We start from the raw sequence: 13,031 nt of genomic DNA, 5'->3' as shown, positions 1-13,031 counted from the left end.
GACGCGTCTATGGAACGGGATCCTGGACGACGCGTCCGTGCTCCAGCCGATCGAGCGTCCCGTCGTAAAGCGAGATCGGCGGATGACCGCCCGCGTCGGTCAGCACGTCGAGAAGCGCAATGACATCGGACCTGGCCGCCCGATCGAACGCGGCATCGAGATGGCTTGCACGCTCGACCGTTTCACCATGCCCACCACAGGCACGCGCGATGGCCGCATGGTCGACGTGACCGAGATGGCCCGCCGCCGTGTAGCGGCCGAACTTGGCCTTCTCGGCGTCCTTCTGGTAGCCGAGCACGCCATTGTTGAGCACCACCACCGTCACCTTGATGCCGCTTCGCACAGCGGTCTCCAGCTCCGCCCAAGCATGCGCAAAGCCGCCGTCGCCAACCACGACGATGACCTCTCCCGCGGGACGCGCCAGCTTCGCGCCGAGCGCGAGCGGCAAGCCCCAGCCGAGACCCGCTAGTCCGCGTGGCGAGATCACGCGCGTGGTCGAATGGGTGATGCGAAGCTGGCCGGCGACCCAGCTCGACGCGTAGCTGGCATCCGATACGACGATGGTTTGGGCGCCGAGGCGCTTCTGGATCGCGGCAAGGACGCGTTCGGCACGGATCGGTTCGGCATCCGCCAAGAAAGGCGCACGTTCGCGCTCGAACGTAGCCCAGGCGTCGGCGACGCAGCGCTCAATCGCATCCCGGTCGCGGGAATGGCCGCCGAGCGCGTCGGTGAGCGCTTCGAGTGTGGCCCGCGCGTCGCCGACGAGCCGCATCGCTTCGTAATTGCGGCCAATCTCTTGCGGATCGATATCGATGTGAAGCACCCGCGCGTCGTCCGGAATCAGCGACCAATGGTCGGTGCCGTCCTCGTTGGTGCGATTGCCGATCAGAAGCACGACGTCGGCCGGCTGCACAAGCGGTTTGGTATACCTCCCGAGCCCGCCCGGACCGGTGAGATTGCCGATCACGCCCATCGCGAGCGGATGGGTTTCGGGTATCGCTCCCTTTCCCATATTCGTCGTGGCAACGGGTGTAGCGGCTTTCTCCGCAAAGCGGAGCAGCGCGTTGCCTGCGCCGGAGTTGAGCACCCCGCCGCCGGCGATGACGACAGGAAAACGGGCGCCGTCGATGAGCCTTGCCGCCTCTGCGATCATCGTATCGCCCGGCCGCGGTCGGTCGAGCGGCCAGCTGCCGAGCTGCATTTCACGATGCGCCGATTTGCCGGCACGAGCCTTCTGCAGATCGACCGGAAGCATGAGCACCGCCGGGCCTGGTTTGCCGCTGGTGGCGGCCATGAACGCCCGGTCGAGGTGATCCGCGACGCCGTCTGCGCTCTCGAGCAGGTGAAACCACTTGGCCACCGGGGCGAACAGAGCTCTGTGGTCATATTCCTGAAAAGCGTTCCTGCCGATGTGAGAGCGGTCTACTTCCTGCACGATCGCGACGATCGGGATTCCCGCCTTCATGGACTCCGCAAAGGGGGCGACCGCGAGCGCAGCAGCGGGACCGTTCTGGCAGATCATGGCCGTCACCCGGCCGGAGGCGCGCGCGAACCCGTCGGCAATAGCACCGCCGGCATTCTCCTGGCGATAAGTGATGTTGCGGATACCGCGATCTTCGCAGGCGAGCACGAGCGCGGTCGGCACGCTCTGTCCCAGGATGAACTCGACGCCGTGGCGGACCAGGCCGTCGGCCACGACATCAACAACAGTTGGAGCTTCCGCCATATCATCACCTCCGGTGTTCTCTGGCATCGGAGATCTCTGGAATATCCATCGGAGATCCCTGAAATGTCGCCGCCGTCAGTTGCGTCCAGGTCGCGCGCTGTCTTATCGATCGGACAATTTACCAGTCCTCGTCATCGACAGCTTTCCGCCAACGATCAAAGGTCGTGGCTGAAATAAGCTACGGCCAAAAGCTACGGCCAAGCCCGCTTTTTCTTACGGGCATGAAACGCCCTCCCGCCCAAAGCGTTTCAGTCGCGGGTTGTGCGAGCATGGCGCCTTGCGGAACCGATTCGGATGATACAAGCCGTATGCCGTCATTATCCTGTCTACAGCACCTTCCTACGGCTGCCCGAGGCGGTGGCCGGGCGATAAACGACGTAGCCGTTGAAGGCGTCGAGCGCGCCCAGGCCATAGCCAGGATAAGGGCCCCTTAGGTCTTCCTGCATTTTCCAGGTCACGACAACGCCGGAGATGCATGGCAACAGAGCTCAGAGCCCGAAGGGATAGGTCTCCTCCGGCCCCTCGCGAACGCGCGTCGGCAACGGCGTTACCGCCGTCGTCTCGTCGAACCAAACATAGGCGTCGAACTGCTCCGGGAGCACGCAAGCTGAATAGTGGCTCCAGCGCTCGGTCTCGGGCCGATAAATGACGCCGATGAACCGCTCGAGCCTCGGCTCGAGCAACTGCGCGCGCAGCCGCTCGTGCACGCCCGCGCGGACATCGAGCAGGAAACGCACGCGCCCGCTATCGTGCGCGAGCCGCTCGTAGCTGTCCGGCCGGGAGGGGTTGACCCGTTTCATTTCCATCGGTTGGTCCCAATCGCTGGCGCAGGCCACAGTGCCGGTGTGGGTGCCAAAGCCGATCAGGGCGGCGCCGTTGCCGAACCGTTCGCGGCAGAGCTGGCCGACATTGAGCTCCCCGCGCACCGTGCCCATCTCGGTCTTTGTAGCGTCGCCGATATGGGAGTTGTGAGCCCAGACCACGGCTCTGGCGTCTGATCCCTTCGCCTCGAGCAAGGCGCAGAGGGTTTCGAACATGTGCGTGTCGCGCCGGTTCCAGCTCTCGGCCGCGCCGTAGTACATAGCCCGATAGTACGCTTCGGCATTCTTGACGAGACGCGCGTTCGCCGCCGCGTCGATAAAGCTTTCGCCGTCGCTGCCGACATATTCGAGTTGGTTGGCGAGGAGGTCAGTCAGGGTTTTCACCACGCCTTGCTCGCAGGCGGCGTAGCCGTGCGTGAGCGCCATACGCCCATAGGCCTGAGGCTCGTTGGCCCAGGGCGTCAGGCAGCCATAGCGCTGACGCGCCACCTGCGCCGCCTCTGGATCGACTCGATCCAGATAGTCGAGGACCGCGCGGATCGAGGCGGAGAGGTTGTAGAGGTCGAGACCGTAGAAGCCGGCGCGCTTGTCCGCTGGCTGCCGCAGGTTCCAGCTCCTCAGATTTTCGATGAAGACCTCGATCTCGGTGTTGCGCCACATCCAGGTGGGAAATCGCCGGAACGGCGGCTCAGCGTGGGCGGGCGCTGGGCAGTCCCGCACATAGCGGTCGAGACTCGCAGCATCCGGCCAGTCTGCTTCGACAGCGACAATGCCAAAGCCATGCCGCTCGACCAGCCGTCGGGTGATGGCCGCCCGCGCGCGGTAGAACTCGCTGGTGCCGTGGCTCGCCTCGCCCAGCAGCACGACCCGGGCGTCGCCGAACCGGTCGAACGACACGCCGAACGCCTGGTCGTCGAGTTCGGGCAGCGGCTCCGCGGCTTCCGCAATGAGCTCGGGAACTGACCGGACCATCGGCGCCCGGAAGCCGCGCCGTTCCGCCGGCTGCAGGTCGTCGCTTGGTTCGCGCCAGCCCTGTTCACCGATCAGCGGCACGAACCGCACTCCGCCGAGGTCTTCTTCCTCGAAATGGTTGGCGTCCTTGCGGGTCACCTTAATGAGGCGCTGATCTCGCGGGTCCTCGCCGATGGGAATGAGCAGCCGGCCGCCCACGTCGAGTTGATCCTTCAAGGCCTGGGGAATGGCGGGCCCTCCGGCGGCTACCAGGATCGCGTCGAACGGCGCGGCCTCAGGCCAGCCCTTCGTGCCATCGCCCGTGCGGATTTCGACATTGTCATATCCGAGCCGGGCTAGACGCTGCGCCGCGAGGCGCGACAGAGCCTCGTGCCGCTCGACCGCATACACGTGAGCAGCGATCCGGCTCAGCACCGCGGCGGCATAGCCGGACCCGGCGCCGATCTCCAAGACCTGATCGCCGGGACGGACCGCGGCCGCCTCGATCATGGCCGCCACGATATAGGGCTGAGAGATCGTCTGGTCCGCCTCGATCGGCAGCGGCGTGTCCTCATAGGCGAACTCCTGCAAGCCCTCGGGCACGAACGCCTCACGTGGCACCGTACGTATGGCGTGCAGAACATGAGTGTCGCGGATGCCGCGCGCGACAAGCTGCCGCTCGACCATCTGATCGCGTGCGTAGGCCAGGTCCAGCATGGCGCACCTCCGATGCCTCGTACAGCATATAGCTTCCAACAGCTTGTGCAGACACGCGTTCCGAAAGTTCGTGCGTCCATCCGAACGCTGGCTCAGCTTGCGCCCCCGCGATGAACAATTTGTCTACGCCGGCGCGCCACTTGGTTCACAGCCAACACCTAGTCCACGGCACGTGGCGCGGGCCACCGCTGTCACGGAAACTTTGACCGCTCTTTGGAAACTTCGGTCATGCGGTCGGTTGAGGTGGCGTTTATGCGTCAATGAAACAGCCGCCGGACGCGTTCCCGCGGAGCAATCACGGATCAGCGAGTTGATCGCCCCAATTCGAAGCCCGGTCTCGATGGCGGGCAACACGTCGCTTGAATGCAAGCGCCGGCAGCAGGAGGACAACCGATGAACGCTCAGGCCGAGCAGAAGATAGCGGGCTACGATTACGGATCGAACAAGATCGCCAGATCCCCCATTTCGATGCAGGAGTGGGAGGAACTGAAGAAATCGGCGCTCTTCTCGGAGGAGGACGTCGTGTATCTGCGGATGTCGGAAGATGTGCTGGTCGATCAGGTGGATGATCTGCTCAAGGTGTGGCGCGGCATCATCTTCGACCATCCGCATCTGCGCGCTTACGACGAGGATCCCAAGACGCACCAGGTGGATACGGAATATGCCAAGGCGGTGGCTAAACGATTCGGCCAGTGGGTGCTCGACACCGCACGGGCGAAATATGATCAGGCTTGGCTCGACTATCAGTATGAGATCGGCCTGCGCCACCATCGGGCGAAAAAGAACAAGACCGACAACGGCCACACGCTCGGCCATATCCGCGCGCGCGATCTGATTGCTTTCAGCGCCGCGATCGTCGTCCCGATGAAGGCGTTCCTCGCCAAGAAAGCGCATCCGAAGCAAATCGTCGATCGGATGTACGACGCCTGGTGGAAGTCGGTGATCCTGCAAGTGACGTTGTGGTCACAGCCCTACATCCGCGAGGGCGATTTCTGACGAACGCCGGCGTCACGGTCGAAATTCGCGGAGCAAGACCGAACCGACAAAAAAGATGGAGAGCATCCATGAACGAAGCGAGCTTACCGAGAGATCTGATGACCGCCGGAGCGACGCCAATCGAGCGCATGTATTTCGCTTGGAACGACGCACTCTCGCAAAATGACGCGGATACCTTGCTTGCACTCTATGCCGAGGACGCCTGGTTCGAGAGTCCGCTGGTCCCGCATCTCCTCGGCATCGAGAGAGGCTGGCTCCGCGGCCGGAAGGAGCTTCGTCCCCTGTTCGATCTGCTCGCGATCCGCAAGCCGCCGGTGCGGCAGTATTACCGAACAGGATATCTCACCGACGGCAAGCGCCTGATCTGGGAATATCCGCGTGACGCTGGAAAGGGCGAGCAGATGGATTTCGTGGAGGCGATGGAGCTCGATGACGATGGCCTGATCCAGCGCCACTGTGTCTACTGGGGCTGGTTCGGTTTTCGCGTTCTCCAGCGCAACCAATACCACAGCGTTGCGGAACCGGCATAGCAGCGGATCGAATCATGCGCAAAGCCCGAGCATCGTTGATTTGGCTGGCTGCGCTCACGGTACTTAGTGCGATCTCGGGCGCACAGGCGCAATGGCGAATGGCTGCGCCGCTCCCCGCCCCCGTCGGCGAGATCATGGGCGCGGTGATTGGTAACGAATGGTACGTGCTCGCCGGGTTGGATACCGCAACCCATCGGCCGCTTGGTCTGGTCTACGTGTTTGACGCAAAGACCGGCGGATGGACTCAGAAGACGTCGATGCCGCAGCCCGCTCATCACGTCATGACCGCTGCGTTGAACGGCAATATCTACGTCTTCGGTGGCTTCATGAATCCACCGGCCGGGCGGGAGGAGACCAATGAAGCTGGCTGGCAACCGGTCGACAGCAGCTGGATCTACGATCCGTTGTCCGATAGGTGGAAATCGCTTGCGCCGATGCCGACGCCTCGGGGCGCAGGCTGGGCTGTTGCTCTCAATGGCAAGATCTATGTGATCGGTGGGGTTCAAGCGGATGTCCGCGGCAACGCGACGGCGCCTCTCTCGCCGGGAAGTCCGCAGCGGGTTCTGGGGACGGTCGAGGAGTATGATCCGGGTACCGACCGATGGAGTGCCCGCGCGCCGATGCCGACGCCGCGCAACCATCTGCTCGCGGCGGAGGTCGCAGGCAAGATCTACGCGATCGGCGGCCGAATCGGCTCGGCGCAGATCACCGTCGCCGAGGAAACCAACGTCATCGAAGAATACGACCCCGCACGCGACCAGTGGCTCAACAAGGGGCGAGCACCAGTCCGGCGCAGCGGAATGGCCGGTGGCGCGTCAAACGGCAGAATCTACGTCGCGGGAGGCGAGTATCAGGACTGGGAGGGCGCCAAAGCCTTCTGGGCGATCCAAAGCTATGATCCGGCCACCGGACAGTGGCAGACCTTGCCGAGGATGCAACTCGCCCGTCATGGCTTCGCGGCAGGACTGATCGGTGGTGCCTTGCACGTGGCCGGCGGAGGCTTCCAATCAGACGGCATGCCGACCGTGAACACCAAAACCGCCATTCACGAAGTGCTGCAGTTCGAACGCTGATCCCGGCGCTACATTGCCGTTACGGCGGTGCAACGGGGAGGGATGCGTCCGCAGCGCGCGCAAGTCGGACGAGGACACGAGAGGAGCGACTGCGGAGCTTCATCAGTCCCGAAATTGGAATCGTGCGCCTGCGAGCAAAGGAAGCCAATCTCTTTGGCCCGCATAGTTCGGTGATCGCCTATGATGCAAACTCTTAAAATCCTCGCGGTGATAGTCACATCGATTCCGATGGCGCTATCGTTGGCTCATGCGCTGGAGCTTCCCGGCAAATATCGCCTGGATCGCGACAGCTACCTGGCAATGCAGTCCGTCTACTATCCCGGCTTCACGGTCGGCGGCGCCGCAGAACCGTTGAGCATTCTCATCGTACTGCCAGTGGTGCTGATGCAGTCGCATACTGTGGCGCTTTGGCTCGCGGTCCCCGCGCTGGTCTCGCTTATTGCCATGCACGCGATCTTTTGGATGGTGACGCAGCCGGTGAACCGATTCTGGCTGACTGGTGCGCATTTGAGCGAACTCGGTGCAAGCTTTTTTGCCGGCGCGCCGGCAGCGGAGCGCGATTGGTGCGTGACCGCTGGGAGTACTCACAGCTCGCTCGGGCCGTTTGCGCCGCCATCGCTTTTGTCGCTCTGGTGATCGCTTCGACGCTTTAGACGTGACCTGATGATGCGGCGCTGACGGCGCTCCAGACGGAATGGATGCGGATGGCTGTCGGCTCTCTTTTTTTTCGGCCAAACGCATCCCGCTACGTGCCGCGACGCAAGCAATCAGCGAGGCGGTTGTAATTCCGGCCATATCAGCAAGTTTTTGATTTCGGCGGCCTTCCTGATCTTCTGCGCTTTTTGCTCCGCGGCTTTCTTTTCGTCACCAGGTGGAAAATCGTGTGCGGTCGATTGAAAATCCAGCGCAATGCGCTCCCAGTCCTCACTGATCGGGTTCGAATGATGCTTCATCGAACGCTCCCGTTGGGGCTGTCAGAGCTAAAGAGATTGGGCGGTTCCGTAGAATTTCAAGGGCGGGACGTTTGAACGGAGCTTCTGCACCTTGTGCAGCAGGTTGTGTTCGGTGATCTGCCGCGGCGGAATGGAACATCGTCTGCTACGAGCCGTTCAACGCCATGAGCGAAGCAACCCGGAGAAGGCAATCATGGCAGGTCGACTGGAAGGCAAAGCAGCAATCGTGACCGGCGCCGCAACGGGCATCGGCGAGGCCATCGCGCACAAATTTGCTAGGGAGGGCGCGAAGGTCGTTGTTGCCGGATTACCCACCGATCCCGTGGACGATGTCGTCCAGGCGATTAAAAGGCATGGCGGCATGGCTGAAGCGTTTCTGGGCGATCTCGCCGATGAAATCGACGCACAAGCCTGTATCGCTCTTGCGCTTGACGCATTCGGCGGACTGGACATCCTCATCAACAATGCCGGTGTATTTCCTGAAATTGCCGAATGCCAGGATCATTCCATCGAGCTGTTCGATTACATCGTTCGTAACAACATCCGTTCGGCATTCGTCATGACCAGGTTCGCGCTGCCCCATCTTCAGCGCTCGCGTGGTGTCGTGATTTCGACCGGATCCGAGGCCGGCGAAATGGGCGAGCCGACGGCGGCGCCCTACGGTGGCTCGAAGGGCTTTATCCATGCCTTCATGCGAGGGGTGGCTTACGAACAGGGCAAGTACGGAGTGCGTGCGCTTTGCGTATGCCCGGGTCCGGTCGATACGGCTTGGACACATAAGGAAACCGGGCCAATGAATGCGCAGATGGAGAAGCAGACCCTTGCCGGTACAATCCTCGGCCGCCGTGGCACCCCGGAGGAGATAGCGAATGTGTTCGCCTTCGCCGCCTCGGATGAGGCGAGTGTCATGACCGGAGCGCTGATATTTGCCGACGGCGGCACGACCATCGCGAAGGGCGGTCCAGGAGAGATGGCGCAAAGCTTCGTGAAGGAGCAGCCAACGCCGACACTGGATCTAAAACACTCGCACGATGGGCTGAAGGGCAAGCCTATCGAGAACCGGATGCATTAAGAGGCATCGCGAGCCCGCTTGACCGCGGGCCCGCTTTGGTGCCGCGTTGTCGCGTTGTGCCAAACAGCGCTTTGATTGAAGTTGGCTCTCGCTTCTGTCCTATGTGCGCTTCTTCTTGCTCACGCGGCGCTTCGTGCTTGTTTGTCCGACATCAAGATCGCGGCGCACCCTCCGCCGCTTCGCCTCGCTGTAGCTTCCCTGGTGCAGGAACTTTTTTGCTAGCTCGTCGCTCGCGCGACAACTTGATCGCAAGCGCCTGCGCCTGCTTCTTGGTCTTGGCCATGTTGAATTCTCCTTGCCCAAATGAACAAGTGTAGCCAGTCCCGTGCTCAGGCCGCCAAGTTGCGCACGACCTTGCCGCGCGTGTGCTCGTTTTCGAGCTTCTGTTGTGCTGCACCCGCTTGATTCAAAAGGTCGCCTCGAGCTGGGATGAACCTTGCCCGAATCGATGGACTGACTCCAGCCTGGCAGGTATCGAAGGAAATGATAGGTCATGGGCAAGAGCAAGGCAGCCCTTACGGCGAAGAAACGGAGTTCGTTCGGCACGCACGGAGGTAACCGCGACGGGGTTCGCACTGAACGTGCCGCCGCGCCGAAAGGCAGCAGGCAAGCGAAGGTCAAGGATCCGCAGCGCGGCCGAAAGGAGCGGTGAGCGTCTGCCTCGATGCTCGACGCGACCGCGAACCCGCGATTTGCGGCACGTCCGCCGTTGACAACATGAACCGCGGTCGCGTTCGCCAGCTAAGCGATGAGACCGGGCAGGCAAGTAACAGGAGCGCCCACCGGTTCGACAACGTCGCGGCTGCGCTGGTCGCGCCGGAGGCGTACGCCAGCCCGGGCACGTCGTTCAAAAGTGGTTGCGACATCGTCAAGGGCTGCGTCCAGTCGCGACAGCGGCTGAGAGCAGTCCCTTCCGGTGATAGGACCTAGGACGGAGACCGCTCCGGGAGAGGCCATTCCGCCGGCGCGGCGAGCACCGAAGGGGCGCTCGCCTGCGCATCCGGCTTCATGGGGTCAAGAAGCGGTTGGGCCGAAGCGTCGCTTGCCTTGAACACCAGCTGTCCCGTTTTGCTTGCGGCTCAGATTGCGGCGAAGCTCTGGTTGTGCTGCTGGCTCGGCTGAGCAATTCCGTGCAACGCCTTCGCCGTTCCCGCCGACCGGCGCGCCAAATCGCTGAGCGATACGATTCCGACCAGGCACTTGTTCCGATCCAGGACTGGTAACCGCCTCACCTGGATATCGCTCATATTCGCACAGACCTGCGATATGTCCTCGTCTTCGAAACAATACTTGACCTCTTTGGTCATCGCGTCGCGGACTTCGCAGTCCGGCCCTTTACCCTCTGCGACGCAACGCACCGCGATGTCGCGGTCGGTGATCATGCCCACGAGCCGGTCACCTTCACCCACCGGCAACACGCCACAATCGCAGGCTTTCATCAGCTTCGCTGCTTGCTGGAGTGTGTCGGTCGGGCTTGCGATCTTTGCGTCGCGAGTCATCACTTCGCTGATCTTCATTGTCATCTCCTTTGTCGATCAGATGTATTGGACTCCCGCAACTGCAGGCTTCTTCAACACCGCCTAAACAGACGCATTGGCTGCGCGTTCCAAAGATGCACCGGGCGCGATCTACAAAAACGATGCGGCCGGCGGACATGCAGCCGCGAACTGCCCGGCCGGCGCTGGCGGCAGGAACCCGGGCAATGACTTTTTCCGACCGGCGGTGAAGCAAGATCCGCGCATCTTCAATGGGATTTTGGGAACAGAGGAGGGACGGTCCTGTTGTTTGCGCTGAGGACGACCATGAGAAAGCCAGGGACATTGGCTGTTGCTGCTGTTTCATGAATTTCGCTGCAGCACGGCGCGGCTATTCCAGTTCGTCAGCTGGGAGCGGCCCGGCAAACAGGCGACGCAAAGCGCGGCCACTATACCCGCCGGAGGATCGCCTTCATCTGGTCGATTCCCCGGCGCTGAGACCGCTCGATTTCACCGCACAAGCTAATGATTTCTGGATCGGTCAGTTTTGCCTGCTGACACATCAGAATCGCGCCCGAGTGGTGCGGAATCATTGAGCGAACGAAGGCACGATCGCCGATTGTCGTCTGGGTGCGGATCAGGGCGAAGCTGCCGACGAACACAATGACAGCGCCCCCGAGGATCGCGGCATTGGCACCCTTGGACGGGAACATGTGCCGCATCGCGACGATCATCAGCACCACCATCGGGACGACCATCATCAGCGTCATGTAGCGCATGTTGAGATTGTTGTAGAAGCTGTCGAGCCCATCGATCATGACGAACATCACGAGATACATGATGACGCTGCTGATGGCCGTCTGAACAATGAGGCTGGTGTAGCTGCTTTTGTTTGACTTCATGTCGTCCACGTCGGTGCGCTCCTTCCCCGGGGTATTGTCATCAGTACGCGCGTGCGACTGGCGAAGTCCGGCGTTACGATCGCATAGCGCTCGAGTTGAAGCGGAATTCGAACAGTTTGTGCGTTTAGGTGGACGATCGGAGGAAATATCGCATATTTGCGTCGTGTGGGGAAAGGCGGTAGCGGTCTCCCGCTACCAACGGCCCCCTGTGTCCAGACCGGAGACATAGGTAACAGGTCGTACCTAAGACATGGGTCACAACCTCGTGCCGAACGCCAGTGGCTACTGACGATAATCAGTCCTCAGGATGGTGGCAGGCGACACCTCCATCGCTACCAGCCTGCCATTCCGTGGCACGCGCGGCGGTGACTACGAACCGAATGCCTCCGACGTTGTCGATCTCGACGCCATCGAGGAGCCGAAGCGCGGGCCGCACATGCAGCTCGATCCCGTGCTGAGCGAAGCCAACTTCGTCGAGATCGATCGCAGCACCGAAACGCGCACGCTCACCATCGAGGGGCCGCGCCTGTGAGCAGAAATTCAGCTCCTCCTGGCTGGCAGGCGCACAAAATCGTGACGCGTGTCGATGGCTGGCTGATCGACTCCGAGAACGAAGTTCGCGTCCCGGCCGTCGTGGCCGCGATGATCGCCCGTGCGATGCCGCACCCTGGCGATGACGTTGTCGCTGCGATCTATCGGCGCATGGTCGCGCGGCACAAGAAGGTGTTGGGTCATGTCTGACATGTCTGAAGGAAATCCGGTCGAGAAAGGCAACACACCAGCGGCGTCTCTCGCCGGGATGGAGGCCGCTGCCGGCATCGGAGGCACGACCGACGACGGCAGCGGCGCCAATGCGGATGTCGACGAATACGAGACCTTGCTTGCCTCGCTCAACCGGACATACGAGCAGGATGTACGAATTGCGGTGCACGAAAGTGGTCACGCCGTCTGCGCTCGGCTACTCGGGCATCAGGTTGGCGGTGTCACCGTCACCCCGGACGCGACCCGTGGTTACGAGGGTTTGTGCTGGGATGTTGGGCATGCGGAGGCGTTCACGGAAGATCGGGGCGACGCTGCTGACGTTCGCGAGGCGCTTGCCTCGCACGTGCCGCAGGCGGGCGAAGATAGTCGTCCTGTGGCCGATGTGTTCGCCAGCGTCTATGCCAAATGTATCGAGTTCCTGGCCGGTCGCGCTGCCGAGCGCATGCTGCTCGATGGTGAGCCTGCTGTGCCCGCTGATGACCTCCGGCAGGCTCGTGAGCTGGCCTTGCTGATCTGCATGAGCGAGGAGGCGATCGACACGTTCCTGGGGCGCGATGTCGTCGCGCGCGACTTGCTGCTGCCCTATGGCCCGGTCATCATGACGTTGCAACTTGTGTTGCGGATCAAGCGCACGTTGGCCGGCGCCGAGATCGACAAGGTCATTTGGGATATGGAGGCGCAGAAGGCGTTGGCGTTAGAACGTGAGCGCCGAACCGAGTGGCGCAAGCGCGAACTGACAGCGAACCGCTTTCGAGCCGAACGTGGTCACGCCAATGATGTCGCAGCCCGTGCCACGAGCCGAGTGCGCCCACACCGATGTCGCAGCCGTTGCCGCATTCTGAACAGATCGGATCCGGTGATCGGCGACATCAACGATCGGAAGGCGCGACGGATGTAACCGGCCCGATGATCTTGAAAGGCCCCGACGTGCAGGGGCCTTCCGTCTGAAACGTTGAAATGTTTGAGTACCGGCAAACCGTGTGAGGTTCAGCCGAAGCCAATGCTCGGTTTAGAGCGTTAACCGATCAGGTTGCAAGTACCCTGCGGCCACGA

14 protein-coding genes are annotated in these 13,031 nt (G+C 62.0%); 8 read left to right on the top strand and 6 right to left on the bottom strand.

Annotated elements, in window-relative coordinates:
- Positions 1 to 7 precede the first annotated feature (7 nt).
- Positions 8 to 1,726, bottom strand: coding sequence for an acetolactate synthase catalytic subunit (locus FXB38_RS23745; RefSeq protein WP_148753389.1), 1,719 nt, complete (start codon positions 1,724 to 1,726; stop codon positions 8 to 10).
- A 488-nt stretch (positions 1,727 to 2,214) separates the two neighbouring features.
- The gene (locus FXB38_RS23740; RefSeq protein WP_148753388.1) at positions 2,215 to 4,215 is read right to left on the bottom strand and encodes a protein-L-isoaspartate(D-aspartate) O-methyltransferase; all 2,001 of its coding nucleotides are present in this window, start codon (positions 4,213 to 4,215) and stop codon (positions 2,215 to 2,217) included.
- Positions 4,216 to 4,608: 393 nt separating this feature from the next.
- Between FXB38_RS23740 and FXB38_RS23735 the strand changes: the two genes are divergently transcribed.
- The 4 genes from FXB38_RS23735 (at position 4,609) to FXB38_RS23720 (ending at position 7,450) form a co-directional block, all read left to right on the top strand.
- Complete coding sequence (locus FXB38_RS23735) at positions 4,609 to 5,211, top strand: protoglobin domain-containing protein (protein ID WP_148753387.1); 603 nt, start codon at positions 4,609 to 4,611, stop codon at positions 5,209 to 5,211.
- A 68-nt stretch (positions 5,212 to 5,279) separates the two neighbouring features.
- Positions 5,280 to 5,741, top strand: coding sequence for a nuclear transport factor 2 family protein (locus tag FXB38_RS23730; protein WP_148753386.1), 462 nt, complete (start codon positions 5,280 to 5,282; stop codon positions 5,739 to 5,741).
- Positions 5,742 to 5,755: 14 nt separating this feature from the next.
- Positions 5,756 to 6,814: a Kelch repeat-containing protein gene (locus tag FXB38_RS23725; RefSeq protein ID WP_148753385.1), complete on the top strand. Its 1,059-nt coding sequence runs from the start codon at positions 5,756 to 5,758 to the stop codon at positions 6,812 to 6,814.
- A 180-nt stretch (positions 6,815 to 6,994) separates the two neighbouring features.
- On the top strand, positions 6,995 to 7,450 hold the full coding sequence (locus FXB38_RS23720; RefSeq protein WP_246230073.1) for a DUF1772 domain-containing protein: 456 nt from the start codon (positions 6,995 to 6,997) through the stop codon (positions 7,448 to 7,450).
- A 131-nt stretch (positions 7,451 to 7,581) separates the two neighbouring features.
- Here the strand turns inward: FXB38_RS23720 and FXB38_RS23715 are convergent, their stop codons facing one another.
- Positions 7,582 to 7,767, bottom strand: coding sequence for a hypothetical protein (locus FXB38_RS23715; protein ID WP_148753384.1), 186 nt, complete (start codon positions 7,765 to 7,767; stop codon positions 7,582 to 7,584).
- 193 nt (positions 7,768 to 7,960) lie between these two features.
- Between FXB38_RS23715 and FXB38_RS23710 the strand changes: the two genes are divergently transcribed.
- The gene (locus FXB38_RS23710) at positions 7,961 to 8,839 is read left to right on the top strand and encodes an SDR family NAD(P)-dependent oxidoreductase (RefSeq protein WP_148753383.1); all 879 of its coding nucleotides are present in this window, start codon (positions 7,961 to 7,963) and stop codon (positions 8,837 to 8,839) included.
- A 151-nt stretch (positions 8,840 to 8,990) separates the two neighbouring features.
- On the opposite strand, the gene FXB38_RS44630 is transcribed toward FXB38_RS23710, so the two are convergent.
- The 3 genes from FXB38_RS44630 to FXB38_RS23700 all read right to left on the bottom strand — a co-directional run bounded on the left by FXB38_RS44630 (position 8,991) and on the right by FXB38_RS23700 (position 11,216).
- Positions 8,991 to 9,122, bottom strand: coding sequence for a hypothetical protein (locus tag FXB38_RS44630; protein WP_283812759.1), 132 nt, complete (start codon positions 9,120 to 9,122; stop codon positions 8,991 to 8,993).
- Positions 9,123 to 9,918: 796 nt separating this feature from the next.
- A complete protein-coding gene (locus FXB38_RS23705) occupies positions 9,919 to 10,356 on the bottom strand; it encodes a CBS domain-containing protein (RefSeq protein ID WP_148753382.1) in 438 nt (145 codons plus the stop codon).
- Between the two features lie 407 nt (positions 10,357 to 10,763).
- A complete protein-coding gene (locus tag FXB38_RS23700; RefSeq protein ID WP_187435102.1) occupies positions 10,764 to 11,216 on the bottom strand; it encodes a DUF305 domain-containing protein in 453 nt (150 codons plus the stop codon).
- Between the two features lie 307 nt (positions 11,217 to 11,523).
- On the opposite strand from FXB38_RS23700, the gene FXB38_RS23695 reads away from it, so the two are divergent.
- Genes FXB38_RS23695 through FXB38_RS42965 form a run of 3 tightly spaced genes read left to right on the top strand, consistent with a single transcriptional unit; the run spans position 11,524 to position 12,876 of the window.
- A complete protein-coding gene (locus FXB38_RS23695) occupies positions 11,524 to 11,748 on the top strand; it encodes a hypothetical protein (RefSeq protein ID WP_148753381.1) in 225 nt (74 codons plus the stop codon).
- Positions 11,749 to 11,789: 41 nt separating this feature from the next.
- A complete protein-coding gene (locus FXB38_RS42970) occupies positions 11,790 to 11,957 on the top strand; it encodes a hypothetical protein (RefSeq protein WP_187435094.1) in 168 nt (55 codons plus the stop codon).
- Positions 11,950 to 12,876 carry a hypothetical protein gene (locus FXB38_RS42965; RefSeq protein ID WP_187435093.1) on the top strand — a complete coding sequence of 309 codons (927 nt, stop codon included), beginning with the start codon at positions 11,950 to 11,952 and terminating at the stop codon, positions 12,874 to 12,876. Before FXB38_RS42970 ends, FXB38_RS42965 begins: the two co-directional genes overlap by 8 nt.
- The last annotated feature ends 155 nt before the right edge of the window (positions 12,877 to 13,031 follow it).

This window comes from Bradyrhizobium cytisi (assembly GCF_008123515.1).
Taxonomy (GTDB): domain Bacteria; phylum Pseudomonadota; class Alphaproteobacteria; order Rhizobiales; family Xanthobacteraceae; genus Bradyrhizobium; species Bradyrhizobium cytisi.
The sequence above is the reverse complement of the archived record's forward strand: the minus strand, read 5'-3'. Positions and strand labels throughout refer to the sequence as shown.

Excerpts from the sequence above, each read along its gene's own strand:
- FXB38_RS23695 (WP_148753381.1), top strand. The coding sequence starts at position 11,524 with ATGGTGGCAGGCGACACCTCCATCGCTACCAGCCTGCCATTCCGTGGC.
- FXB38_RS23730 (WP_148753386.1), top strand. The coding sequence starts at position 5,280 with ATGAACGAAGCGAGCTTACCGAGAGATCTGATGACCGCCGGAGCGACG.
- FXB38_RS23705 (WP_148753382.1), bottom strand. The coding sequence starts at position 10,356 with ATGAAGATCAGCGAAGTGATGACTCGCGACGCAAAGATCGCAAGCCCG.
- FXB38_RS23740 (WP_148753388.1), bottom strand. The coding sequence starts at position 4,215 with ATGCTGGACCTGGCCTACGCACGCGATCAGATGGTCGAGCGGCAGCTT.
- FXB38_RS23725 (WP_148753385.1), top strand. The coding sequence starts at position 5,756 with ATGCGCAAAGCCCGAGCATCGTTGATTTGGCTGGCTGCGCTCACGGTA.
- FXB38_RS23745 (WP_148753389.1), bottom strand. The coding sequence starts at position 1,726 with ATGGCGGAAGCTCCAACTGTTGTTGATGTCGTGGCCGACGGCCTGGTC.
- FXB38_RS44630 (WP_283812759.1), bottom strand. The coding sequence starts at position 9,122 with ATGGCCAAGACCAAGAAGCAGGCGCAGGCGCTTGCGATCAAGTTGTCG.
- FXB38_RS23710 (WP_148753383.1), top strand. The coding sequence starts at position 7,961 with ATGGCAGGTCGACTGGAAGGCAAAGCAGCAATCGTGACCGGCGCCGCA.
- FXB38_RS23735 (WP_148753387.1), top strand. The coding sequence starts at position 4,609 with ATGAACGCTCAGGCCGAGCAGAAGATAGCGGGCTACGATTACGGATCG.
- FXB38_RS23720 (WP_246230073.1), top strand. The coding sequence starts at position 6,995 with ATGATGCAAACTCTTAAAATCCTCGCGGTGATAGTCACATCGATTCCG.
- FXB38_RS23700 (WP_187435102.1), bottom strand. The coding sequence starts at position 11,216 with ATGAAGTCAAACAAAAGCAGCTACACCAGCCTCATTGTTCAGACGGCC.
- FXB38_RS23715 (WP_148753384.1), bottom strand. The coding sequence starts at position 7,767 with ATGAAGCATCATTCGAACCCGATCAGTGAGGACTGGGAGCGCATTGCG.
- FXB38_RS42965 (WP_187435093.1), top strand. The coding sequence starts at position 11,950 with ATGTCTGACATGTCTGAAGGAAATCCGGTCGAGAAAGGCAACACACCA.